Source organism: Paenibacillus sp. FSL K6-2393, assembly GCF_038002545.1.
GTDB lineage: Bacteria > Bacillota > Bacilli > Paenibacillales > Paenibacillaceae > Paenibacillus.
This window is the reverse complement of record NZ_JBBOCU010000001.1, coordinates 2,671,271-2,696,372: the sequence shown is the minus strand read 5'-3', so window position 1 is coordinate 2,696,372 and position 25,102 is coordinate 2,671,271. Positions and strand designations below refer to the sequence as shown.

The 25,102-nt window shown below is 45.9% G+C and carries 17 protein-coding genes; 1 reads left to right on the top strand and 16 read right to left on the bottom strand.

All coding sequences use genetic code 11. The features are described 5' to 3' along the window. Positions 1-43 precede the first annotated feature (43 nt). From MHI14_RS11960 to leuC, 14 genes are all read right to left on the bottom strand, one after another. Positions 44-1,066 (bottom strand): NAD(P)/FAD-dependent oxidoreductase, encoded by a 1,023-nt coding sequence (locus MHI14_RS11960; RefSeq protein WP_091029006.1) that lies wholly within the window; start codon positions 1,064-1,066, stop codon positions 44-46. 62 nt (positions 1,067-1,128) lie between these two features. After that, on the bottom strand, positions 1,129-2,118 hold the full coding sequence (locus MHI14_RS11955; protein ID WP_341130343.1) for an ABC transporter substrate-binding protein: 990 nt from the start codon (positions 2,116-2,118) through the stop codon (positions 1,129-1,131). A 131-nt stretch (positions 2,119-2,249) separates the two neighbouring features. Next, positions 2,250-3,752 (bottom strand): AraC family transcriptional regulator, encoded by a 1,503-nt coding sequence (locus MHI14_RS11950; protein ID WP_165980212.1) that lies wholly within the window; start codon positions 3,750-3,752, stop codon positions 2,250-2,252. A 348-nt stretch (positions 3,753-4,100) separates the two neighbouring features. Then, positions 4,101-5,951: an ABC transporter ATP-binding protein gene (locus MHI14_RS11945; RefSeq protein ID WP_091017941.1), complete on the bottom strand. Its 1,851-nt coding sequence runs from the start codon at positions 5,949-5,951 to the stop codon at positions 4,101-4,103. Then, positions 5,948-7,720: an ABC transporter ATP-binding protein gene (locus tag MHI14_RS11940; RefSeq protein WP_124116257.1), complete on the bottom strand. Its 1,773-nt coding sequence runs from the start codon at positions 7,718-7,720 to the stop codon at positions 5,948-5,950. The genes MHI14_RS11945 and MHI14_RS11940 overlap by 4 nt, the downstream gene beginning before the upstream one ends. 324 nt (positions 7,721-8,044) lie before the next feature. Continuing rightward, positions 8,045-11,731 carry a dynamin family protein gene (locus MHI14_RS11935; protein WP_341130342.1) on the bottom strand — a complete coding sequence of 1,229 codons (3,687 nt, stop codon included), beginning with the start codon at positions 11,729-11,731 and terminating at the stop codon, positions 8,045-8,047. A gap of 307 nt (positions 11,732-12,038) precedes the next feature. Beyond that, positions 12,039-12,311, bottom strand: coding sequence for a hypothetical protein (locus tag MHI14_RS11930; protein ID WP_017687779.1), 273 nt, complete (start codon positions 12,309-12,311; stop codon positions 12,039-12,041). Between the two features lie 23 nt (positions 12,312-12,334). After that, entirely contained in the window at positions 12,335-13,030 is a 696-nt protein-coding gene (gene nth / locus MHI14_RS11925) for an endonuclease III (protein WP_036607558.1), read from the bottom strand. A gap of 163 nt (positions 13,031-13,193) precedes the next feature. Continuing rightward, positions 13,194-15,935 (bottom strand): S-layer homology domain-containing protein, encoded by a 2,742-nt coding sequence (locus tag MHI14_RS11920; RefSeq protein WP_341130341.1) that lies wholly within the window; start codon positions 15,933-15,935, stop codon positions 13,194-13,196. A gap of 72 nt (positions 15,936-16,007) precedes the next feature. After that, positions 16,008-16,688 carry a GerMN domain-containing protein gene (locus tag MHI14_RS11915; RefSeq protein WP_036671957.1) on the bottom strand — a complete coding sequence of 227 codons (681 nt, stop codon included), beginning with the start codon at positions 16,686-16,688 and terminating at the stop codon, positions 16,008-16,010. A 35-nt stretch (positions 16,689-16,723) separates the two neighbouring features. After that, positions 16,724-18,133: an N-acetylmuramoyl-L-alanine amidase family protein gene (locus MHI14_RS11910; RefSeq protein ID WP_036607564.1), complete on the bottom strand. Its 1,410-nt coding sequence runs from the start codon at positions 18,131-18,133 to the stop codon at positions 16,724-16,726. 258 nt (positions 18,134-18,391) lie between these two features. Continuing rightward, positions 18,392-19,798 (bottom strand): N-acetylmuramoyl-L-alanine amidase family protein, encoded by a 1,407-nt coding sequence (locus MHI14_RS11905; protein WP_341130340.1) that lies wholly within the window; start codon positions 19,796-19,798, stop codon positions 18,392-18,394. A gap of 602 nt (positions 19,799-20,400) precedes the next feature. Further along, complete coding sequence (leuD, locus tag MHI14_RS11900) at positions 20,401-21,003, bottom strand: 3-isopropylmalate dehydratase small subunit (RefSeq protein ID WP_091028995.1); 603 nt, start codon at positions 21,001-21,003, stop codon at positions 20,401-20,403. A 31-nt stretch (positions 21,004-21,034) separates the two neighbouring features. Further along, positions 21,035-22,456 (bottom strand): 3-isopropylmalate dehydratase large subunit, encoded by a 1,422-nt coding sequence (gene leuC, locus MHI14_RS11895; protein ID WP_339308556.1) that lies wholly within the window; start codon positions 22,454-22,456, stop codon positions 21,035-21,037. Positions 22,457-22,833: 377 nt separating this feature from the next. On the opposite strand from leuC, the gene MHI14_RS11890 reads away from it, so the two are divergent. Continuing rightward, positions 22,834-23,754 carry a LysR family transcriptional regulator gene (locus tag MHI14_RS11890; RefSeq protein WP_091028991.1) on the top strand — a complete coding sequence of 307 codons (921 nt, stop codon included), beginning with the start codon at positions 22,834-22,836 and terminating at the stop codon, positions 23,752-23,754. A 246-nt stretch (positions 23,755-24,000) separates the two neighbouring features. Here the strand turns inward: MHI14_RS11890 and MHI14_RS11885 are convergent, their stop codons facing one another. Both MHI14_RS11885 and MHI14_RS11880 read right to left on the bottom strand, forming a co-directional pair. Next, a complete protein-coding gene (locus tag MHI14_RS11885; RefSeq protein WP_017687767.1) occupies positions 24,001-24,186 on the bottom strand; it encodes a hypothetical protein in 186 nt (61 codons plus the stop codon). A 91-nt stretch (positions 24,187-24,277) separates the two neighbouring features. Then, the gene (locus tag MHI14_RS11880) at positions 24,278-25,099 is read right to left on the bottom strand and encodes a carbon-nitrogen family hydrolase (protein WP_341130339.1); all 822 of its coding nucleotides are present in this window, start codon (positions 25,097-25,099) and stop codon (positions 24,278-24,280) included. Positions 25,100-25,102: the final 3 nt, after the last annotated feature.

Below are 25,102 nucleotides of genomic sequence, written 5' to 3'. Positions count from 1 at the left end.
TTTAATACTCCAACGAATCGAAATACGCAAACAAATCCCAAGTTTAAAGACTTGGAATTTGTCGATTTTTTTCTCTGAAGATTTCATTATGGGAAGAAACATAAGCCATCTGGGGTGCGTCTGGCGTCATATATTGTTTCGCACTATTAACTGCCACGATCGCATCATTGAAGGCACCTGCAATGAGTCTAACTTTGCTCTCGTGGGTGGCACAGTCCCCTGCTGCAAAAACACCCGGAAGACTCGTCTGTGCATGGTGGCTCATTAGAACCATTCCATCGTCCATTTCTAAGCCACAACTGGCAAGATCACTTAAATTGCTTTTATATCCATGACTAATGACAACTTCATCCACTTCCAACACTACATTGTCCTGACTTTTCATATGCGTGATCACAACCTGCTGGATTCGATTTCCATTATTATGAAGCTGCGTGATGCTGTATGGTGTTCTCACATCCGTTATATTGTTCATCTCACTGACATTTCGTTCCATCGCGCGGAACTCATTATTCCGGTGGATTACAACTACACTGCGAGCAAGTTGAGCAAGTTCAATTGCCCAGTCTACAGCACTGTTGCCTCCACCCGAAATGAGTACACGCTTCCCAGCGAAATGTTCTGGATTTTGCACGGTGTAATGAAGGTTCTCTTGCTCATATTCAATCGGCTCCTGAAGCTCCAGCTTCTGAATCTCTGCGATACCGCGGCCTACTGCAACAATGATCGTGCGCGTATGGTGTATCTCCCCTTCAGCGGTATACATACTCCATATTCCGTTATCCAGTCGGGAAAACCTTTCTACCTGGCAATTCAATACAACCGTTGGATTAAACGTATTTGCTTGCTGAACAAGCCATTCGATCAACTTCGAACATTTCATAGGTGGCAGGCCACCAACATCCCAAATTGTTTTTTCCGCATAGGTATGCAGAAAACCACCAAGTTGGTCCTTCCCTTCAATGATTTTGACTTTCATATCACGCATCCCTGCATAAAAAGCCGCATACATGCCAGCAGGGCCGCCTCCAATGATGGTTACATCATAGATATCCTCTTCATTCATTTTAAACACACCTTGTTTATTTAGTTATGAATTCGAGATACAAGTAACATTCCCAGTTTGCTTTATTTGTTTTTTGCTTCAAAAGCAGCAACAATATCATCAATGACATATTCATCGGCAAGTGGAGACATTCCCAGATTGAACCATTCCTTGCCACCCACCATGTAGACGTGGTCCTGCTTGACTGCTTTCAGATTTTTCCATAACGATGAAGATAACATTTCTTCAAATTTCTTTTTAATTTCCGGATTAGTCTCATCATCGAGCTGTACGATCAGATGATCAGCGTCGTATTCAGGCAGTACTTCCAAGGATACGGACATGGCCGTTTGATCTTTCGGGAAATTAGGAAGTGGATTCATTCCCAATCGTTTGTGGACAAAGTTTCCTCGGTCAAGGTTCTCCCCATGAAGTACGATTTCTTTTTCCATCACTCTAATGTAGAGAACAGTCTGCTCACCAATCAGCTTATCCAATTTGGCAGCAGCTACCTTCTCCTTATCCACCAAATCCTGGATCACCTTTTCTGCCTGTTCTTCTTTGTCCAAAACTTTGGCCATATCCCGCAGTTCATCGCGCCAATCATCACGCTGTGGCAAAAGTACGGTAGGTGCAATCAGAGTAAGCTGATCATAGTCCTTTTTGGACCACCAGTCAGGAGCGATAATTAAATCCGGAGCTGCCTCCATGAGGGCTTCAAAGTTAGGCGTTCTTCCTATTCCCATTTTCATCGTGTTTGCAAATGGCTCTTGCAAGTAAGAAGGAAAATCCTCATGGTAGTTCTGTACAGCAATGGGTACGATGCCAAGTGAATATAAAAATTCTGGATATACAACGGACAAACCAACTATTTTTTGTGGGTTCACCGGAATTTCAACTTCTCCCATTTCCATGTTCACTTTTTTCACCTGACTGGCTTCTGTTGTTGAAGAATTGGCGGAACCCGCTTCTTGTCCCTTGCTCGAGGATGCTTCTTTGCCTGCTGCACCACAAGCCGAAATAACGAGCATCAACATCATTGTGCATATTACGGTTATCCTTCTGAATCTCATTCTGTATGTACCCCCTATAGGTCATTAATATATGACAATGTCTAATCAATAATAATTATCATTATCACTACGATATAGGAGTAGTATAATAAAATATGTTCAGGCATGATATTGACTATTCAGACTTTTTGCTATGGACGATCTTGCCATAACTTTAATATTTCATCCAACATAAGCTCATGGGTAAACGCAGTGTAGTCCAGCAGGACGCTCGACAACAGGATATCCATTCTGCCATCCTGTACTGCTAACAACTCAAGCCATTCTTCAGACTTACGCACAGCAGACCATGTCTGCCTGGATGTCTCATCATCACCCACAATCAGTAATATTCTTTCAACGTTGAGAACAGATAGTTCCTTAATGGTCGCTGTTCCCCGTTCCCAATAAGTCTCAACTCCTTCGGGACCCTCCATTTGCATATCAACGTAAAAAACGGAAGCAATGCTCCTTGGGCCTAACATCTGCAACGCTTCACCATGAACTTTGAGTACGACTAATCTGTCTTTTCGTATGAAATCCGCAAGCTGATTCTTTATGATCGTTGCTTTCTCTTCATATCTTTGAAGCCATACCTCTGCAATATCCGACCTGTCCAAAAAACTTGCAACATATCTCAAATGTTCTCTCCAATCGCCTTTTCCCCACGGGAGGTCACACACTGGAGCAATAGATTGTAGCTGACTTTGCAGAGACTCAGACTCCGTCCCAATCGTAATAATATAATCAGGTTTAACTAATCGAAGCTGTTCCAGCCAGGTGGTCTCACTCTCTGCGAGTGGCATAACTTTGTCCGTTTCATATTTACGTCTATAATAGTATGTCCACGGATGACTTGCCGGCGCGGCACATGGAATGATCTGCAAAGCAAGCAGTATACCAATGCTCAAAGAATGAAGTGCAGCAATTTTTTGTTTGCTATTACGTATAAACGCTGCTGGTGGAATGCCAGAGATTTGTTTGAATTTACGCCGGAAATACGTCTCATCCTGATAACCCACGTACGATGCCACATCCTTGAGTCGATAACTGTGATCATTTCTCATTAAGATCTGGGCTTGTTTGATTCGATATAGCGTTAAATAGTCCACAGGACTGTAACCATACCTTTTCTTGAATAAACGCATGAAATGTCGAGGGCTCATTCGTGCCACATTTGCTAATTCCTCAATGGTTAATCTCTTCGAATAATTCTGCTCCATGTAGCCTTTGACATGTTCAATTGGTGAAACGAGATCCGTCTTTTCGGCACAGGCCACGTCATAAAACAAGGTATACAATAGTTCCTGAAAACGAATCTGACCATAGTACCTTTGCAAACCATCCTTCTTCAACGTGTGGTGGTAAATCATCTGACAGATCACGCCAACAGCAACGGGCGAAGATGAGCTGACCCCGCCATTCACTTCATTACGTAAAAGTTGCTTCATCATATCAAGGGCTGTTCCACCCTCCTGCTCCAGTGCGTACATGACATCAAAACTCATGTGATACACGCCTCGTTCATCCAACGAATGCACATTTGCCTCAACCAGTTGCCCCGGGAAGCCTACATACAGTCCGCCCGCCTTCAATTCGATGAAACTGCCATCGATCTTTAACCACCCTTGTCCACTGGCTACAAATAATAACATGTATGTTTCAATGAAGTGTTTCCTCAGAAGCCACTCCGTCGCAGGGTCACTCGTATAGTTCACGTGAAGGAGCCTAAAATTCATATGATCCAGGTGATCCAAATGCTTTGAATTTATTTCGTTGTTGTCCATCTGCATTGATCTCCCTCCAGCCATGAACGATTGTATTGATTTCATTCTTCAAAAATATAACATACCACACTAATGAAAAAAAAAAACACTCCGGCTATCCTCTAACCTGTCTTCAATGAATAAGATACACTTATTATTGAAAGATCAGGCTAAAGAACGCCAGAATGTTATAAGTTCATATGTGTTCAGACGCTTCACAGGCGTCCGAAGGTTTCATCACAAAAATCTGTATTGAGCTTCTATTAATCCATTATACACGCCTTGTTTTTGGATAAGCTGCTCATGGTTACCCTCTTCTTTAATTTCACCATGATCCAGGACGATAATGTTATCTGCATTCCGGATGGTTGAGAGACGGTGAGCGACCATAAAGGACGTTCTTCCCTGCAACAGCACCTTCAATGCTTCCTGGATTTTAAGCTCTGTCTCCGTATCAATGCTGGCTGTAGCTTCATCCAGAATCAGTATGCGTGGATCAGCAAGCAGCGCACGGGCAAAGGATAACAATTGTCGCTGTCCCATGGATAATACGTTCCCGCGTTCCTCTACTTCGGTATCATATCCGCCAGGCAGCTTCATGATGAACTCATGTGCATTGACTGCTTTGGCTGCGTCCTCCACCTCTTCATTCGTTGCATCCAGTCGTCCAAATCGGATATTGTCACGAATCGTACCCGAGAAGATGAAGGTATCCTGTAATACAATGCTGATCTGGCTGCGTAAACTCTCTACCGTTACATCCCGCACATCCTGTCCGTCAATGGTGAGACGTCCGCCAGATATATCATAGAAACGACTGATCAGATTAATGATCGTACTTTTACCTGAGCCCGTATGACCAACAAGTGCAATCGATTGTCCCGCAGCCGCCGAGAAGCTGATACCTTTGAGCGCCTGTCTGCCCTTCTCGTATTCGAACACAACATTTTCGAATGCGATATCTCCTTTAATAGAAGGAAGTGGCTTGGCACCTGGTTTATCTGCAATACTTGGTTTTTCATCCATGAATTCGAAGATACGCTCCGATGATGCCATCGCAACCAGCAACTGATTGTACATCTGTCCCAGACGGTTGATTGGGTCCCAGAAGTTGCCGACATAGTTGGCAAAAGCAACAAGTAATCCCACAGTCAATTGACCTTCCTGAATCAGATAAGCACCAAACCAGAAAAGGATTAATGTACCGAATCCGCCGGTAATCTCAATCAGCGGTCCAAAGCCCTGGTTCATCGCTGATGCTCTATCCCATGACTTTTTGCTGGACAGGTTCATGTTGTCAAAGTATTTCATGTTCTCTTTTTCCTGGGTATAGGCCTGAGTCACTCGAATTCCTTGAATGGATTCATTCAAGTGGGAGTTAATCCGAGAGTTCTTCATGCGCACATCCTGCCAAGCACGACGGATCAGCACCCGCAGTTTGGTCGAGATGATAAACATGATTGGCACCGTAATGATTACGGCAAGGCCCAGTTTCCAGTTAATCAACAGCAAGATCACAATGATCCCGAGCAGCTGTACGCAGTCGATCATGACGTTAACTGCACCGTTCGTGAATAGATCCTGAAGGGAGTTAATATCATTCGTAACACGTACCAGTACGGAACCTGCCGGCCTTTTGTCAAAAAAGTTAAAGGACAGCTTCTGGATATGCTTGAACAGATCCGAGCGAAGATCATAAATAACGCGCTGTCCGATAATGTTTGTCAGTTTGATCCGGTACGTATTGGCAGCCCATTGAATGAGATACAACACAAATATGGAGCCTGCGATAAGATACAGCATAGTCATGCTTGGCAACCCCGTTGCCGGTGCGATGGCACGGTCAATCGCCAGACTGATGAGAAAAGGTACGGACAATTTCGTAATGGTACCCAAAATCATCATTAGAATAACAAGTGGTAACAGTTGTTTCGCATAAGGTTTCATGTATGCAAATAAACGTCCGAACTCTTTCCAGTTAAACGGTTTTTCAATAATTTCATCATCCTGATACACAAATCGTTCATTCAGTTTCTTCTCAGAGGCCCCTTTGGCCTCGCGCCTGTCTGCTATCGTTTCGGCACTCATGAATTCACCTGCTCCCCAGCCTCCCGCTTACCGCGGGCAATATAATCTGCATATTGAATTTTATAAACATCCTGATATGGTCCAGGCACTTCAATGAGTTCGGTATGTTTGCCACGTTGTACCACGCGACCTTCATCGAGCACCAGAATCTCATCTGCATGTCGTAGTGAAGAAATACGGTGTGCAATAATAAATGTCGTTCTGCCGCGCATAACTTCCTGGAAACCGGATTGAATCTCGTGTTCTGTCTCCATGTCCACGGCGCTTGTTGCGTCATCAAGTACCAGAATTTTCGGATTTTTCAGCAAAGCCCTTGCGATCGCAATCCGCTGTTTCTGTCCACCCGATAAACCCATACCGCGCTCACCAACCACCGTGTCATATCCGTCCGGGAATTCCATAATGAAGTCATGAGCCTTGGCCAGCTTGGCTGCACGGATAATCTCATCCATGGTGACGTTCTTAAGTCCGTAGGAAATATTATTACGAATGCTGGATGAGAACAGGAATGTTTCCTGGAAAACAGAAGCGATCTGACTCCGCAAACTGCGAATGCCTATATCTTTGATGTTTTTGCCATCCAGCTTGATCGTACCCGAGTTGACGTTATATGCACGCATCAGAAGCTGAATGATGGTTGATTTACCTGACCCTGTCCCCCCGAGGAAACCGATTACAGAACCGGGTGCAGCATCAAAATTAATATCGGTTACCGCTGGCATCTTGTTGCCGTAGGCAAAGGTAACGGATTCAAATGTCACATGGCCGTTCACCTGGTCTGCCTCCACAATGACCGGATCTTGCGTTTCTTCCACGTCCACTGGCGTATTGAGCAGTTCGAGCACCCGTTCACCTGAAGCTTTGGATTGCGTATAATTGTTGATATGGAACCCAAGGTTCCACATTGGACCGATTATGTACCAGATCAAACTGAAAAAGGCAACGAGTTCACCGAGTGTCAGCGTCTTCTGTATAACCATTCTTCCACCAATCACCAGCAACAGCACGATACTCACCGAAGCAAGAATCTCCATGATCGGAAAATAACGACTCCACAATGTTGCAGCATGAATCTGATTTGTCTTGTAACGTTCATTACGTGTAGAGAATTTCTCCACTTCATAAGGCTCACGTGCAAAGGATTTTACCGTACGTACGCCAGTGATATTCTCCTGTACCGCTGTTGTCAGTGAACTGAGCGCCAGCCGCATCTCCTGAAACGCAGGGTGAATTTTGGATTCGAATCTCAGCGCAACGAAGGCAAGTAATGGGATGCATATGAGTGTGAACAGTGTAAGCTGCCAACTCATGGTCATCATCATGATTGCGCCGAATACGACCATCAAAACCATGTTGAGAATCTGGGCGAAACCAAATCCGATAAAGTTACGGATGGCTTCCAAATCTCCCGTGAGGCGGGACATCAGATCACCTGTCTTGGCCGTATCATAATAACGGAAGGATAAAAATTGAAGCTTTTCATAACATGCGTTACGAAGTCTGTACGCCAGGAAGTTACCCAAGCGTCCTCCAAAAAAGCCATGTAAAAACTGCATTCCCGCTTTCAAAATAACTACACCTAACACTGTCAAGGCAATTATGGGAACGTCTTCAAAAGTTCGCGGAACAATGATGTCATCAATCAGTATCCTCAGCATGTACGGATACACCAACCCAAGTGCGGTCGCTAAGGCGAGGAACAAGATTGATACAAATAAATACGTTCGCTTTTCCCAAAAAAAGATTTGCAGTTGCCTAAGAACATCCATGTTTCTCCTCCTCTTATGTCGTTCAAAAATACTATGAACATTTATGAAGTTTATCACCGTACCCCATTCGCGGCAAAGCGAATAACAGACCATATTCTGCCTGCTTTCAGCTTATTGACGCATTAACGGAGGTAAATACCCACCTTTCAATCAAATGTTTGAATATTCTCTTTATTTCAGGTTGTTCGTACCAAAAAAAGGCTCCCTATATGCCTTTTCGGCAGGGGCCTTTTTGGGTTGGTTTTCGCAACATTTTCAATGTGTTGCTGTATCATTCATTTTGTTTTACAAAGACTTCCAGAGAATACGTGTTATGCCGTGATTCTAACTTCGTTCAATCTGTTCCAGTTGGTTAGACAAGCTGGTCCATTGCTCCGCCGGAATTCCGCTCTCCAGTGTATCTTGAATTCCACTCACCGCCTCGTCCAGACGTTCTTCCAACTGACGGGATTGGTGTTGCAATGATTGACAAATCTGGTTGTCATAAAACTGAATCAGTTTGTCTTGCGCAGCAGGAAGAACTTCAATGATCATCTGTTTGAGGACAGGATCAAGTGCCTCTTGTAATCGCTGACGTCCATCTCCTTCGAAGAACTGTTTCGGATTGCGGAAATAATTCAAATAGCTTTTCCATCCAGACGGTTCTTCCAGACGAACTTCTTCAAGCACAGGTGTACTCCAGCGTTCGTTCAGTGGCAGTGACACATCCACGCCCCCTGATAACTGTCTCACCTCATCTATACAATCCGTAACTTGCTTCATCAGCCAGGTCTGACCTGCCTGTTCAAGTCTGAGGGTGGTAGCAAGGAGTTCCTGCTCCAGTTCAATGGCAATCATGCGTAACAGTTCACGTCCACAGGCTGCAAAAGCCGTCTTCAGATTGCCCCGATCCTCCCGAAGTACGGATGGATGGAATGCTTCTGCCATGAATAAACCAAGGCGATAGGCAAGTCGCTGCCGCACATGGAAGAGTAATTCTGCTGTTTCCTGTGACAATTCTTCCTTCATGGATCGCTCTGCAAGTAGCTGTATGCGCTGGCGTGACTGTCCCTGAATGGTCTCCAGTTCATCCCGCCGCTGCTGCAAAGCTTCCTCCCCTTGAGCCGCATCCTCCGCACGCTTCTTCAGCCGCTGAATGACACGTCCCATCTCTTCGGAAGCGCCACCTACGGCAAGATCGGCTAATTCTCTGCCCGCAAATTGGTTGAACTCTTCCTCAAAACGGATAAAACCGGATTGCTCCAGCAGCTTCGAATCACCTGCCATCTTGCCTTCCATCGCCAGTATACTGGATACCGGGAAGAGTCGTGGTGCCCGAATTCCATTACTGCGCAATTGGGTGCTCACATGATCGAGAACCTGCTCCAGCTCTTCCTCAGAGGAAGACAGGTCACTGGCATTGACAACAAAGAACATCTGATCCATGGCAGAACTATCTTTGACACGTCCCAACTGGTTCAGGAACTGGCGATCACCTTGTGAGAAAGCATGGTTGTAATACGTTACAAAAATGAGGGCATCCGCATTCTTCATATAATTGAAGGTTACACCCGTATGACGAGCATTCACGGAGTCCGCTCCTGGTGTGTCCACCAATACAATGCCTTGTTCAGTCACATCGCAACTGTAATACAGATCGATACTGTCTACAAAACAGGACTTCTTCTCGTTTGCGACAAAGTTACGATAACCGTCCAGATCCACCAGCACATCCTGCCCTAGCTGGTCCGCTGTTTCTTCCCAACCAGCTGCCGCTGCCTGCAAAAAGCTGTAATGCGGGCGCCCCGCCGGATGTACATCCTGTGGCGATAGGGAACGTACTCGCTTCTGCCACTCTGCTCCAGGCTCACCCAGTCCGAGCAATCGGAAGGAATAGGCGAGATCTTCCTGGAAAGCGTCACGGGTCTTCATACGGACCCGGGCTGTACCATGCTCCGCGCCCCCGGCAGGAGCCATAATCCGGTTAATCGCCGCTGTTGTTGGATGCGGCGAGACGGGTAGTACAGCTTCGCCCAGCAACGCGTTGGCGAAGGAGGATTTGCCGGCGCTGAATGCTCCGAACAGCGCCAGAGTGAACGTGCCGCCCGCAAGCGAAGCCGCGCGTGCACGCAGATCCCGTACCGCCGACCCCATGGCGGGGTACGGCTCCACCAGCGCAGCAGCGGCTTCAAGCCGTGCCGCTGCTGCGTCCAGGCGTCGGCGGCGTTCAGCACCAGCCGCCGCCGATGGCCCAGGCACTGCCGCTGCGGCTGCGCGCTGCGGCGGCGGTGCCTCTGGCGTCTGTGGCTGCGCAGCCACAGACGTTGACGTGCCCGCATGCGAACCGGGAGTTTCGCCCGGTTCAGGCACCGCGGGCACGTGCGGGCCCTTCACCTCCGGCAATAGCCCGGAGGGGAGGGGGCCCGCATCGGGCAGCAGGCTGCGCAGCCCTGCTGCCTCTGCGGCGGCGCTGCGCTGGAGCGCCGTGTAGCGCGCCGCCGCCACGGATTGCGCCAGCAGCGCTGCGCGGCTGGCGTCCAGCGCCTGGAGCGCGGCTTCGCCTCGCGCGCCCAGCGCCTCCAGCATGCGGTCGGCCAGCATCATGGCCGACTTGCGATAGCGGGCCTCAATCTCGCCCCGCACATCTTTACTGAACTGAATCACATACTCTGGAGATACCTCTGCACTCGCACTACGTTTCATCTCCAATAGTGCTTCATCTACAGCAGGCAGCTCCGTATTAAGCGCTTGCTCCCACTCCGCTCCCCATAGCTGATGGGATTCACCCAGCTGTCTAAGCATCGTACGAATATGTACCTCAACTTGTCCGGAAGCCTGATCCTGTAACAGTCTTACCAGCTCAGAAACACGGCGTTGTTTCTCCTGCTCGGTTTTGCCACCTGAGAACAATAAACCTACCCTGAAGCCCGGTTTGCGGCTCTCCAAATAGGCAGCAGCAGACGTACGAATATCCGCAGGAGTAAGATTTGCATTCGCCAGAAGAGGTTCCAGCTCTGCCCGGAATTTCTCACGCACTCGCGAAGGCCCGGTACGAATGTCTGCTGCTTGTTGATCAAGAAGCTCCAGCTCTCGTTCCAAGCGTTCAATTCCTTCCTTGCCACCAATCTCATCCAGCAGGGAATTCTCTTCGTCTTCACGTTTCTCCGCTTCTCGTGTCAGATGTTGCTCCGTTACATGACTGGCCGAACTTGCCAAACTGTGCGTAATTAACGCTTCCTTCTCTTGCATCATATGTCCAATGAGTTCCGGAAGCACATCCCACTGGTTGTAGCGATGCTGCTTGTCGCGGAGGGAAGTAAACAACAGTCCGTCATATCTGACTTCCCAGGCCGCAAATATAGCTTCGACACCTTCGGTATATTGGTCAAAAGAGAGCTCACGCTCCCGATGCTTGTCGATCTGGTTCACGATCAAAAACAACGGTTTGCCCCAATCCGACAGACTCTTGGCAAATGAAAGGTTTGTCTCGGACTGAACATGATTATAGTCCATGACATAGAAGACCACATCGGCCAGATGAAGCGCGGAATGGGTTGCGAGACTATGTCCGCGATCTGTTGAATCCACACCTGGTGTATCCAGCAGGACAGCATCATCTTTCAGCAAAGGAATATCATCCCACACCTCAATCGAGCTGTACGCTCCACCATTTTTGCAATACGCCTCCAGTTCCTCTGGAGAAACTTCAAGTGTTCCTGCTCCATTGTCAGCGCTTACGTTTGGAGTAGTATAAATAAGCGCTCTTGGCTTACCATTACGTATGGATACCACATTTGCACTTGTTGGCACGGGACTTGAAGGCAACACCCGCTTACCGCATAAACTGTTGATGAGACTCGATTTGCCTGCAGAGAAATGACCACAGAACGCAATCGTCAGATGTTTCATTTCCGCCTTGCTGATTAAATCCGTTAAAGCCTGTACAGCCGTATGGTCCCCTGTCTGCTCCATCGCTTCACGCAGCGGAAGCAGAGGTTTGGCCATTTCTTTTGGGTAATCTGTTCTGGACATGACTGGCCTTCCCCCTGGCTCCTCTAATTTGACATCCGTTTCGACGTCTATCTCTTTTACAACATTTATTTTAACATTATCAAGTTTGAATTTGAACGGTTGGAATTGAATATACATAAATGAACGTATAAATCTATAATCTAAAAAAAATAAAACCGAACAAGTCGGTTTTATCTGTAATACGTTTTATACTCGGTATTTAGCAAATGCTTACGCCAAGTGTCTGTTGCATGAATGCGATGCGATCATCTTAACCACAACGATCCTCATGACATTAATACAACAGAACCCATAGTGTAATCACTTCTTATGAAACTGCGTTCTCCATGGAAGGCAGCAAGATTTCAAATACTTGTCCATGTTGCAGAATTGTAATGTCTCTGCCTTTGTCTCTCATAACAACAACTTCTGGTTTAACGGACATACGCTCCAGATAATGTTCAGGCACGTCGCCAGAGTGGCTTACTGTGATGCCTTCTACTTCTTTTTCTTCATTTTCAGCCATTTCCTGTTCAACGATTTGTTCAAAGATATCGGAGAAGGCCTCAAAATTGTCAGTGTACACGGAAATGCATTTCATGATTATTCATCCTTTTCTGCTCATTAATTTATTTTTCGTTTTCGGGTGGTGACACGTTCCTTATCTTTCCTGATTTGGGACGTTTTCATACGTTTTTTCCCTTCCCTGCATATGTCCAGCAATGGACAGATATGACACGCAGGGTTCTGTGCCTTGCAATGGTAGCGTCCAAAAAATATAAACCGGTGGTGAGTTAAAGTCCACTCGTCCCGGGGTACGCGCTTCATTAGTTTCTTTTCGACTTCAAGTACGGAGTCATCCCAACCTGCAAGCGCCAGCCGCTTGGATACACGTTCAACATGAGTATCTACCGCAATTGCCGGTACTCCAAACGCATTGGAAACAACTACATTCGCGGTTTTCCGCCCGACACCTGGTAGCGTCACAAGCTGATCATGTTCCTGCGGTACATCACCGCCATACTGCTCTATTAAAATTCGGCACATGTTCTGAATATGCTTGGCCTTGTTCCGGTACAAACCGATTCGCCGAATATCCTGTTCCAACTCTTCGAGAGGAACCGCCAGATAATCTGCTGGGCTTCTGTACTTCTGGAACAAATCTGCGGTTACCTTGTTCACCGTTTCATCGGTGCACTGGGCAGACAAAAGGACAGCTACCGTCAATTCAAATGCATTGCTGTGATTTAATTCGCAATGTGCATCAGGAAACATTGCTTCCATAGTTTCGAGTATATGTCTAACTGTCGCTGCATTCATGAAGAGCTACCTCCCACAAAATGACTCCACGCTGCGGAGCCTTACTTCGAAGCTTCATCCGAGTACTTTGCGGGGACCTCAAAAAGCTTGCAAAAAAAACGTCTTGATGCGGGAAAGATCCCGTATCAAGACGGTCATTCTTTTGATCCTCGAAAAGAAACGATTACTGTTTTTGAATCTCCAGAATAACATTGTTCAGGAGATACAATACAATATTATCATTATCTCTGAGAGATTGCACGCTTAAAGTATTGTCACCCTGGTGAACAAATACACTTGATCCGAGTGCAAAACGATAGTTCGTGTCTGCTGTCGTTTCCCGTTTAACCAAAATCTGGTTACCAACGCCATCATAAGACCAGAATTGTTTGCTCATGACAGTTAATACTCTGAAGCGTGTGGAATTATCCGTATCTTTTGTCATTTCCACACGATCTCCGACCGTAAGACTAGTCAATGAAGTTAATGTGGAGCCAGATTTTACGACTTTAACAGAACCGCTAACAGGTACGGTTTCAGTCTGGCCGTTATTAAACTGCTTGAGCGTTACAGATGAAGCATCCACCGCTGTAACTTCAGCCAGCGTACGCTTCACGACTTGAACCGCTTTTGGCGTAGCTCCTTCAAACGTTACATTAATCAGGTTGCCTGCTGTCAGTTGTGAAGGCGTGATCGTCTGACCACTCTCTCCTGTCAGTACCGCTTGATCCACGTAGAACTGACTTGTCAGCAGATCGGATTTTACTCGAATACGACTATTTGCTTCCAAGGCAACCACTTCGAATTGAGCCACAGTGTTCAGTGCAACCTTCTGCACTACATCCTGATTTGCTCCAAGCGTTACGGTCACTTTGTCACCAATCTTCAAATCTCCCAGACTTGCGCCCGATTTGTTATAGATCTCAACCGTAGGTAAGGTAGTATAAGGCACTGTAATCGTCTGATTACCAGACAACAAACTGATTTTTCTGCCCGATGTGTCAATGTTGCTGATCGTACCTTCGTACTTGTAAATCACTTTAACGGACAACGCACGTGTTCCCACATAGGTCAGATCCAATTTGCGACCATCATTTAAAATCGACTCCAGACCAGCGAGTGTAGGTTTGGTCGTATTGTAGTCCAGTTTGGTTTTTTCGTCCAATGTAAATACAAACGGTTTTTTGTTGTTGTCCAGTACGGTAAGTACCTTTGTTTTGCTGTTGTAAGATACAACCGTTACCCCGTTCATAGGTTCCATTTGACGTCCAATCACCTGAATACGCGTAACCTGATCGTCAGCGTTTAATGACAACTCAACCTGATCCCCGTTCGTTGCATCTGTGATGAGATCATTCAACGTTGCATCCTGAATGCCATTAATGATGACTTCCGGCTTTTCAATCAGCAATTTCGCCTCAAGGGAACCCCCTTCACGTTTGAACGTTAACGTGGACTGGTTGCCACCGATCTCAACCAATGTTCCGCGCACAGATTGCTCCACACCTTGAGACAATGTGATAGTTTGCAAAACACTGTCCTTTACGGTGTATTTCACGGCACTGCCGGCTTTGAGATCAGCCACTGACATGATACGGTTTTGATATGTGATAAGCAGATTGTCATTGTACGCAAACTGTTCTGTAGCACCCGCTGTATTGACAAGTTTAATCGTTTTGCCAGAAGTGGATACTTCAGCAATTACGCCATTGTCACTCTTGTTAACAATGCCGGATTTCACACGAATAGCGACTGTTTTTTTGTCAGCCGAGAACGTCTCACGCTGTACTTCGATGATGCTATCTGCCGTAATATCGGACAGTTTGATTGCATTACCATTCTGATCGATGAATGCAGTTGCCTCATCATAACTGTACGTTTCGTAATTCTCGCCCACAAAGATACCAATTTTATTACCAGACAATGAACGTGCAAATGTACCTTCAACACTTTCCACCTGCGGTGTAGCATCAACAACTTCCACATAGGAAGCCCCACCTGCCGAACCTACAACCATAACTTTCGTATATAGCTTCACATCTGTGGCGGAAGCACGAGTTTCACTGTCTTTCGTAAAGTAAGGCGTACTGCTGTTCACTGCGAAGTTAACGGCTTTGCCGTCCACAACCAGCGTGATCTGCCCATCTTTCAATCCTGTCACATAACCCGTGGATGTGTTCGGGTACGTTGTATCCGTTAACGATTCACCACGACTGAAGAAGGTAGCCAGTTGAGCACGGGTTACGGAACCGGTTGGATTGAATTTGTTGCCTTCCACACCTTTGGCCAGATCCAGGCTAACAGCCAGATTGACATAACCTTTACCACTTTCGGAAATACTTGCATTATCAGCAAATCCGGTAGATTGATTATTTTGTGCCTTCGCTTCAGCATCCTTGTCCAATGAACGGATTAACAATTTCGTAATCCATTCCCGTGAAGCCGGCTTTTGACCCCATGAGGTCTTGGATACATCCACTGTTGATTCTTCCGTTTTGTCAATTAGCCCCAGTTGAAGTGCCAGCGCGACATATGGCTTGAAATAATTTCCCACTTCCATGTTTGTCGGTAATGCCGCAGCCGTGTTGGTATTCAACTGGCCCTCTTGATTCATAAAACGGATTGCCATCGTTACAGCTTCTTGCTGTGTTACCGCGTCTCCTGGACGGAACAGGCCGTTGTTACCGAGAAGAATACCTTGATATGCCAGTTTGTACACATGTTTTTCAGCCCAGTATCCGACCTTGATGTCACTGAACAAACCAGTTGGTGCAGCCGTATTTGTTATTGCAGCAGTCTGACCCTGCCCCGTTTCTGTTGATTCTGCTGCCATGGCAGCTCCGCCGGCGCTAAGGGCCATCATGCCTGCAAGCACGGCTGATACTACTTTTTTAGAGTGTGATGTATGGTTATATTTAAAAGTCACCTATGATTCCCCTCTCTCATGTAAAACGACCCATATTCCGTGGATTCACGGTACAACAGCATGCTGTACAGCCTATTCGGATCTTGTCATTGGATGTTCAAGATCCACATGGCCCATCAGACTCTCCGTCTGCTGACCATCCACAAGTAAATCAAGTGATTTTACTTCATCAAACTGGAAGAACGTTTGTTTTAGAGCATCCAGCGCATAAGATTCTCCACCTGCTCCAAGACGTGCCGTATCTGGCATATGAATATCCAGCGTAAGAGCTCCATCCTTGAACTGAACAGACTTCAATTCAATTTCTTTAGACCACAGCGGAACCAGTTTAGCGTCTTTGCTCTGTTGCAGTGATTCAAAGGCAGCTTTATATTTGGCATCATCCGATGCGTATGAAATCTCTGCCGAAGCTTTGTGCAACTCCAGTTCTTCTTCATCCGTATAGAATACAGTGATCGTTTTCTTTTCATTACTTTCGGAAGTTGCCGGCTTCTCCGTAGACGTTTCGCTTGGCGGAGTAGTTGTAGTCGCTTCCTCTGAGCTGCCTTCCTCCGTGGATTCTGTAGGCGTTGTATTCTCTTCAGGCTCAGCAGTTACCGGTTCGGTAATTGTTTCACCTTCAACCTCGGTTACATTGTTTTCAGTTCCTGCGCCTTGCGTCTGATTCGGAGCAGCTGTTGGCTTGCTTCCACATCCAGCAGCAACTGCCATAACCGTTACCAGCAAGGCTGCAATCCATATTTTCTTGTTCATTCTAACTCCGCCTCCTCAACATAAGGGCTTGTCCCTTATTTAATTCCCAGATACTCCTTGATTCCTGCAACAATCCCTTTGGCAACACTGTTCTGGAAACTCTCAGTGAACAGGGCTGCTTCGTCGCTCTTATTGCTAAGGAATCCACCTTCCAGCAGAACTGCTGGCATTGTCGTTTCACGGGTCACATGGAGACTTGCCGTTTTCACTCCACGATCTTTCAGTCCGGAAGACTGTAAAAGATACTTGTGCATCACTGTAGCAAGTGCTTTGCTGTTGGAGCGTGTATAGAATGTCTCTACACCGTTCGCAGCAGCAGGGCCACTGTTAGCATGAATGGAGATGAAGATATCCGCTTTTATGTCTTGTGCAATCTTCACACGTTCTTTCAATGCCAAAAATGTATCATCGCTGCGCGTTAACACAACGTCAATTTTGGATTCTTTTTTCAACAAGGCTTCCACTTTCAGAGCCATTGCCAGATTGAAGTCTTTTTCACGTTTACCAGTTACACCGATTGCCCCAGGATCATGATCTCCGTGACCTGCATCGATAACGACAACTTTTTTGCCATTATTACCAACCGGAGGAGCAGGTGTACCACTTTGATTGTCGAGGTTAATCATAACCAGTCCGGAATCATTTTGCACACTGTACCCTTTTGAACTGGACAGATCGATTACAAAACGAATTGTAGATGGACTGTTGCTGTATAACGAGTAACGAATCTTCGACACATCCGGATAGCCGCTAACGACGAGTTGTCCATTCTGGTTGCTGTCTAGAGCCTGTCCTTCACTGAACGAATCAGCAAATGCGGTATTCGGCAAGTCTATAACGATTCGATCTGGTCCTGTCATCGTGAAGACGTTCGGCTTCGTACTTCCGCTTGTTGCAATCATGAAGCGGTTGTCGCTGAAGCTGATGCCGTTCACCAGTACAAGACCTTCTTGATCCGATCCTCCGCCTTCATTGCCAGAGTTCGGAGGTGTGGTTGTCCCGTTTCCGGAACCTGAATTCTGGGTAACTAATGTTACCGTCTTCGTGGTATTGTTCCAACCCACCTTAAGACCCATTTCCTCACCAATAAATCGAAGAGGTACGAGCGTAGTACCATTTTTCACGAGTGGCGGGGCATCCAGGTTTACGTTACTGCCGTTCACCGTTGCCGTCTTCTGTCCAACAATCATCTGCATGGCAGTGTTGTCTTTGCTAATAGTCACCGTTTGCGTTTGCTGCTTCCACTCCACGCTATATCCAAGATTTTCAGACACAACCCGGATCGGAACCATCACCTTGCTGTTGATAATTTCCGCTTTTGTGTCCGATGGCTGTACGATTTCTTTTCCGTCTAGGATAATTTTCGTGTCTGTTGCTGCGTGACTATAGCCCGGGAATACGAGCCCAAAGACAAATAACAGTACCAAAAAACCGAACTTCTTCATCCTTCACCCCTACCATTCTCATATTTTTTTGCCGCATGTTGTCATTTTCCAACTCCGACTGACCGCTTGGGCATTACCAGACACCTATTAGACGCCCCTCGCTCTCAAAAGTTGCGAATATATTCCAACATAACAGAAAAAAAACGTTGTCAGATCAAGCTTTTTTTACATTTTAATGTCTTCTTTTTTCCTTATTTATCAAATACACATCTCTAAACAACGTACTACCCTAACCTTCATATTTGCGCACAATTCAATTTACAGTCCCAAAAATTCAACAATTCCGTCCACAATCGCCTGTGCACATTTGTCCTGGTACTCTTCCGTGAGCATAACCGCTTCATCTGTAGGGTTACTTAAAAAACCAAGTTCAAGTAACACAGCAGGCATGGTTGTTTCACGCGTCACATGCAGACTAGCCGTTTTAACCCCACGATCCTTGAGTCCTGTCACCGGCAACACATATTTGTGAAGAGTGTCAGCCAAAGTCTTGCTTTCTTTACGACTGTAGAGCGTTTCAATGCCGTTTGGTACCGGTGTAGTGAATTTGTTTCCATGAATGGATACAAAAACATCTGCCTGATTCAATTCAGCAATATCCACACGCTGTTTGAGCGAAAGTTCTGTATCATCCTGGCGTGTAATTACCGTTTGAATATTTTTGTATTGTTGAAGGATTGCCTGTACCTTCAGCCCTACAGCCAGATTGAAATCCTTCTCATAAGCACCTGACAAACTCACTGCACCCGATTGACGACCACCATGTCCCGGATCAATGACCACAATCGTTTTACCATCATTCGTAGGTACTGCCGGTTGGCTTGTCGGTTCTCCACTCGTGGCTGTCAGGTCAACGAGCAAGACATTGTTATCTCCAACAGACCATTTGGCTGTAGCCGTCTGACTCAGATCCAGAACGACACGCACGGTAGAAGGCGATTTACTGAACATGGCATAACGGACTTTGGAAACTATTGATGAATCCATAACGAGAATCTGTCCACTGCCATCCGGATTAGAGGCTTGTCCCTGAATGAACTCCTGAGAGAATGTCGCTGAAGGCAGATCAACAATAATTCGGTCTGGCCCACCAATACTGGATACTTTGGGGCTAATATTACCGTTTGTTGCTACAATCAAGCGATCTCCGCTGAAGCTGATGCCTTGAAGTTCTGTCAAACCATCCGGGACTGGTGCCTCGACGGGGTCACTGTCACTTTCCGTTTCAACTACGGGAGGAATACTAAATAGGCTTACTGTCTTGGTTCCATTGTCCCAGCCAACACGCAGACCCATGCCTTCCCCAACAAAGCGTAACGGAACAAGCGTAGTTCCCTGTTTGACCAGTGGGGGCGAATCCAAGTTCACCACGTTTCCATTCACTGTAGCTGCATCTTTGCCAGCCGTCATTTGGATCATGCTGTTTCCTTTTTGAACCTGGACTGACTGAGTTTCCTTCTCCCACTTCACCTTATAACCCAGGTTCTCGGATACAATTCGAATTGGAACCATGACCGTTTTCCCGATATTCTCTGCAGGTGCACCCGTCTGCTGGTTAATGGTTACACCGTCGAGTACAATCGAGGGAGTGGTGTTCGCATAGGCCATGACTGGGAATAAACATAGGAACAGAAGAAAAACGACTGCTGCCGACCATTTTTTCATACCTCATCCACCATTCTTTTTGTCTTTTGAACATCCGACCTGATTCTCTGCAGCGTAACATCAATGACAATATGTAACCTTCCATAATCTACTAATCAGTTTATCAGATATTGTCCCTTCATCCGGTTACAACGTTGTCATATTCAGTCGGAAATAAGATAAAAAAGCAGATCACATTTAAGAACATAATCTCTTTTACACGAATGTGTATCGATTTCGTATCAGTGATGTCATAAATTGATGAAATTCCATCTATTAATGTAACTTTAAAGTATACATATATCGGAATAGGAAGTATTACAAAAAAGACTGATCATTAGATCAACGTACTCTTTGAGATGGAAATGAATACTCACACGATTATGCTCAAAGATAGACGCGATTGGATTATACTCCAATCAAAGTTGCCTCCCTAGAACTGAATAATGGCCAAGATTGCGTGTTGAAATATTCCACCAAGAAGGATCAGGACTTCTATGTATAGAGAACTCATTAAGATAATGTACTTCTGAAATTACAAAAAGCTTCTGTCTCACCGCTGGGAACAAGATCCCTTCGGCGAGCAGAAGCTTTCTGCTATACGATACTTTAGACTTTAGAGATTAACCGAACAGTTTTGCCGCGTGGCGTTGCTCATACGCAGCAATTTCATCGTCATGTTGAAGAGTGAGACCGATATCGTCCAGTCCTTGCAACAGGAATTGACGACGATGCTCATCCAGATCAAAATCGATATGCAGTCCGTATGCATCGGTAATCGTTTTGTTTTCCAGATTTACATTCATCTCATAACCTTCATGTGTAGCTGTACGTTGGAACAAGTCTTCAACTTGCTCTTCTGACAACTTGATTGGCAAGATTCCGTTCTTAAAGCAGTTATTATAGAAAATGTCTGCAAAAGATGGAGCAATCACACAACGGAATCCATAGTCCATAATTGCCCATGGCGCATGCTCACGGGAAGATCCACAGCCAAAGTTGGCACGTGAAATCAGGATGGATGCCCCTTCATAACGAGGTTTGTTCATTTCGAAGGAAGCATTATTGTTGCCCTCTTCATCAAAACGCCATTCGTAGAACAAAAATTGTCCAAATCCGGTACGTTCAATCCGTTTCAGAAACTGTTTCGGAATGATTGCGTCTGTATCTACATTGACCCGGTCTACCGGTGCAACGATGCCTTGTAATGTTTTGAATTCTTCCATATTAAACGTTCTCCCTTCTGTCTGTTATAGATTAGATCGCTGCTTCCGTTTTGAAGTTCCAGTCCCGTACGTCCACAAAGTGACCCTTAACCGCTGCTGCTGCTGCCATTGCCGGAGATACCAGATGTGTACGTCCACCGCGTCCTTGACGTCCTTCAAAGTTACGGTTGGAAGTCGAAGCACAACGTTGTCCTGGCTTCAATACATCCGGGTTCATCGCCAGACACATGCTGCATCCCGCATCACGCCATTCAAATCCAGCTTCTGTAAAGATTTTATCCAAACCTTCTTGTTCAGCCTGAATTTTAACACGTCCTGAACCTGGTACAACAATTGCTGTAACCTGACTGGATACCGTGTGACCTTTAGCCACTTTTGCTGCTGCACGCAGATCTTCGATCCGACCATTCGTGCAAGAACCGATAAATACATAATCAATTGGAATCTCGGCGATTGGTGTTCCCGGTTCAAGTCCCATATATTCAAGCGCTTTTTCAGCCGCTTTGCGTTCGTTTTCTGTAGGCAATTCAGCCGGAACAGGAACTTTCGAAGAAATGTCGGTTCCCATACCTGGGCTTGTTCCCCAAGTTACTTGCGGAATCAATGTTTCCACATCGATTTCAACCACATGGTCAAACTCCGCACCTTCATCTGTTACAAGCTGTTTCCAACCTGCTACAGCTTCATCAAACTTCGCACCCGCTGGTACGTATTCACGTCCACGCAGATATTCGAATGTTGTTTCGTCCGGAGCGATCAATCCGGCTCTTGCTCCACCTTCGATGGACATGTTGCAGACCGTCATACGCTCTTCCATGCTCAACTCACGGATGGATTCGCCTGTGTACTCAATAACATAACCTGTTGCAAAGTCTGTACCGTATTTGGCGATGACTGCGAGGATCATATCTTTCGCGGTTACACCCGGGTTACGTTTACCGACAAAACGAACTTCCATCGTTTTGGCTTTTGCTTGTTGCAAACATTGAGTTGCCATAACGTGCTCAACTTCACTTGTTCCGATTCCGAATGCCAGTGCGCCAAACGCACCGTGTGTGGACGTATGACTGTCACCACATACAATCGTTTTACCCGGGTGAGTCAGACCCAGTTCAGGTCCCATAACGTGCACAACGCCTTGATCAATCGTGTCCAGATCATACAATTTCACGCCGAAATCACGGCAGTTTTGTGAAAGTGTATCAATTTGTTGTTTGGAGATAGGATCTGTAATGTTGAAACGGTCTTTCGTTGGAACGTTGTGGTCCATTGTCGCAAATGTCAGTTCAGGGCGACGAACTTTACGTCCGCTGAGACGAAGACCTTCAAATGCCTGTGGAGAAGTTACTTCGTGCACCAGATGCAGATCGATATACAGAATGCTTGGTTTGCCTTCTTCTTGATGAATCACGTGGTTTTCCCAAATTTTCTCAAACATCGTTTTTTTACTCATCATTTTCACCTCATTATAAGTTCGGTCCTTGGAAGAGCCTCGTGTTTCCTTTAAAAAGTGAAGCTCTTGAATGACATAAATATATCACCCTGTCCTTCATTGTTCCAAGATATAATATCTATAGATGTAATAGGTTTAACCTATAATGAGATAAAGACAAATAAACCACTGCTCATCGCAGAGGTTTCAATTGATAACAATTATCATTATCAGATAAGTCTTATACTACGTTTCCGCTGCTTCGCTGTCAATGCTTTTATACAAAATAAAGAAGCACTCTCCTGATATTTGAGTTTACCGGTAGTTCCGGCAAAGAGAATGATTTCTTCATTTGTAATGATATAATGGTGGCATAACGAAAGGAATGACCAATGACAATGGAATTCAGACAACTTCAATATACGTTGCAAATCGCGGCCGAACGCAATTTCTCCCGGGCAGCAGAGAAGCTGCACATTGCCCAACCTTCATTAAGCCAGCAATTATCCAAATTGGAAAAAGAATTGGGAGTACTGCTGTTTCAGCGGAATACAAGTACCGTGGAGTTAACTCATGCGGGTGTTACGTTTGTCGAACAAGCCCAAAAGATCGTAGATGCCGTGGAGCTATTGCGTCAGGAAATGTCAGACATCTCCCAGCTTCGTAAAGGTAAAGTCGTTGTGGGCAGCATGCCAATCACAGGCTCACACCTGCTACCACACGTGCTTCCTGCGTTCCAACAAGCGTATCCCGAGATTGAAGTCACCTTATTGGAAGACTCCGGGCTTACACTTGAGAAATTGACAGCAAGCGGTAAAGCTGATCTGAGTCTGTTATCTCTTCCTTTACAAGAGCCAAGCTTGTCTTATGTAACCATTGGAGAAGAACGAATTGATCTGGCGGTTCCCCCGAATCACCCTCTGGCACGCAGGGCAGATCCGGAACATCCGCTTCCTGTGCGAATTGAAGAACTTCGGGATGAACCCTTTGTTGTATTGAAAAAAGGACAGGGTTTCCGCAAACTTACATTTGATCTCTGTGAGCAAGCCGGTTTTGATCCCAAAGTTGTGTTTGAGAGCACAAATATTGAGACTGTTCAGTCGCTGGTCGCCACAGGTATGGGTATTACACTGGTTCCACGCTTTATTGCCCGTGCGCCGCGCAGTGAGTTCGTGCCTGTGTATGTTCCACTTGCTGAGCCTACTCCCAGCAGAACACTTGTTGTGGCTTATCGTCAAGGCAGAGTGCTGTCGAAGGCAGCCGAGGCATTCATCCATACGTTTCAACAAACCGTGGCCGAACTGTCAAAGGGAGACTAAGAAATTGCTCTGTGGTATAGGTACATTTCTTTAGGTACATTTCATACTGAACCAAAACAAAGGCTTGACCCTTATGGGCCAAGCCTTTGTCATATACTCGTTTCCCGCATCCGCAGGATAAAGTTCTTACTTTGCAATCACAGTAACTGGTTACAGTACAATGTTGCTTGTTAAGTTGTTTGGCTTCAATGCTAATTTATAATGTTAACGTAGAAACGTACATAAGAAAACTTCATGTCTGGCGGTTTATTTACGCAAATTACGATCGCTTGTCAGCCTGTTTTGCTGATTCATTACACGGCCTTCGTCCTGAACAGTTGAATCAGGGGGTGATAGCCCTCCTGCTCCATTCTCTAAGAATGCCCTTAAGTGATCTTCCCTTGTGTTATCCTGTTCCAGTCTCCTGAGCGTATCTTTCACATGGTTGTCCATTGATTGATCATCCTCCTTGGTGACGGGATAGTTATCATTACCCGTGCCCTGGAAAAATAAACACTTTTTCTGAAGAATTTTATTTCAGTTTTTATTTTTTGCCAAAATAAACGCCAGGTCGACGGTCTTCAAATACGGGAATACGCCCGCGAACCTCATCTACCAGAGATGGACGAACAATTCCGGTCACGATCTCTTCCCCTTCGCCACCTTCAGCCACAATCTCACCCCAAGGATCAATGATAAGGGAATGTCCGAAAAATTCGGTTTCTCCCCCTTTACCTACACGGTTACAGGCGATCACATACATCTGATTCTCAATCGCTCGTGCTGTAAGCAACGTACGCCAGTGGTGCAAACGAGGGTTCGGCCATTCGGCCGGTACAATTAATGCCTTGGCACCATTTAAAGCCAGTGTGCGGGCAAGTTCCGGGAACCGGATATCATAACAGATCGAAGCACCAGCTGTAAGACCGTTTTGCAATTCAAAAATTTCAGGTTCCGCACCTGGCTGTAAATATTTCTCCTCGTCCATTAGACGGAACAAATGTAATTTATCGTATCGTGTTACCTGTTTTCCTTCACGATCATAAGCGTACATTGTATTGTATATTTGACCATCCCGTTTCTCGGCAATTGAACCGCCAACGATGGAAATTTGATGTTTTTGAGCAAAAGCAGACAGCCATTCCCGAGATTTCTGGCCTTCCGGGTCAGCGAGTTCATGAATTTGAGTCAAAGCGTATCCGGTATTCCACATCTCAGGTAACACAGCCAGCCCCAGATCCGGATACTGTTCTACCGCACGCTCAAGCAACGTCTGCATATGTTTATGATTGGCCTCAGGGTCTCCAAGTTGAATATCGCCCTGAATCAGGGCTACACGCATTTCTCCCTGTTGTTTTTCTGTCATGAC

Excerpts from the sequence above, each read along its gene's own strand:
- MHI14_RS11960 (WP_091029006.1), bottom strand. The coding sequence starts at position 1,066 with ATGAATGAAGAGGATATCTATGATGTAACCATCATTGGAGGCGGCCCT.
- MHI14_RS11955 (WP_341130343.1), bottom strand. The coding sequence starts at position 2,118 with ATGAGATTCAGAAGGATAACCGTAATATGCACAATGATGTTGATGCTC.
- MHI14_RS11950 (WP_165980212.1), bottom strand. The coding sequence starts at position 3,752 with ATGTTATTATTTGTAGCCAGTGGACAAGGGTGGTTAAAGATCGATGGC.
- MHI14_RS11945 (WP_091017941.1), bottom strand. The coding sequence starts at position 5,951 with ATGAGTGCCGAAACGATAGCAGACAGGCGCGAGGCCAAAGGGGCCTCT.
- MHI14_RS11940 (WP_124116257.1), bottom strand. The coding sequence starts at position 7,720 with ATGGATGTTCTTAGGCAACTGCAAATCTTTTTTTGGGAAAAGCGAACG.
- MHI14_RS11935 (WP_341130342.1), bottom strand. The coding sequence starts at position 11,731 with ATGTCCAGAACAGATTACCCAAAAGAAATGGCCAAACCTCTGCTTCCG.
- MHI14_RS11930 (WP_017687779.1), bottom strand. The coding sequence starts at position 12,311 with ATGAAATGCATTTCCGTGTACACTGACAATTTTGAGGCCTTCTCCGAT.
- nth (WP_036607558.1), bottom strand. The coding sequence starts at position 13,030 with ATGAATGCAGCGACAGTTAGACATATACTCGAAACTATGGAAGCAATG.
- MHI14_RS11915 (WP_036671957.1), bottom strand. The coding sequence starts at position 16,688 with ATGAACAAGAAAATATGGATTGCAGCCTTGCTGGTAACGGTTATGGCA.
- MHI14_RS11910 (WP_036607564.1), bottom strand. The coding sequence starts at position 18,133 with ATGAAGAAGTTCGGTTTTTTGGTACTGTTATTTGTCTTTGGGCTCGTA.
- MHI14_RS11905 (WP_341130340.1), bottom strand. The coding sequence starts at position 19,798 with ATGAAAAAATGGTCGGCAGCAGTCGTTTTTCTTCTGTTCCTATGTTTA.
- leuD (WP_091028995.1), bottom strand. The coding sequence starts at position 21,003 with ATGGAAGAATTCAAAACATTACAAGGCATCGTTGCACCGGTAGACCGG.
- leuC (WP_339308556.1), bottom strand. The coding sequence starts at position 22,456 with ATGAGTAAAAAAACGATGTTTGAGAAAATTTGGGAAAACCACGTGATT.
- MHI14_RS11890 (WP_091028991.1), top strand. The coding sequence starts at position 22,834 with ATGGAATTCAGACAACTTCAATATACGTTGCAAATCGCGGCCGAACGC.
- MHI14_RS11885 (WP_017687767.1), bottom strand. The coding sequence starts at position 24,186 with ATGGACAACCATGTGAAAGATACGCTCAGGAGACTGGAACAGGATAAC.
- MHI14_RS11880 (WP_341130339.1), bottom strand. The coding sequence starts at position 25,099 with ATGACAGAAAAACAACAGGGAGAAATGCGTGTAGCCCTGATTCAGGGC.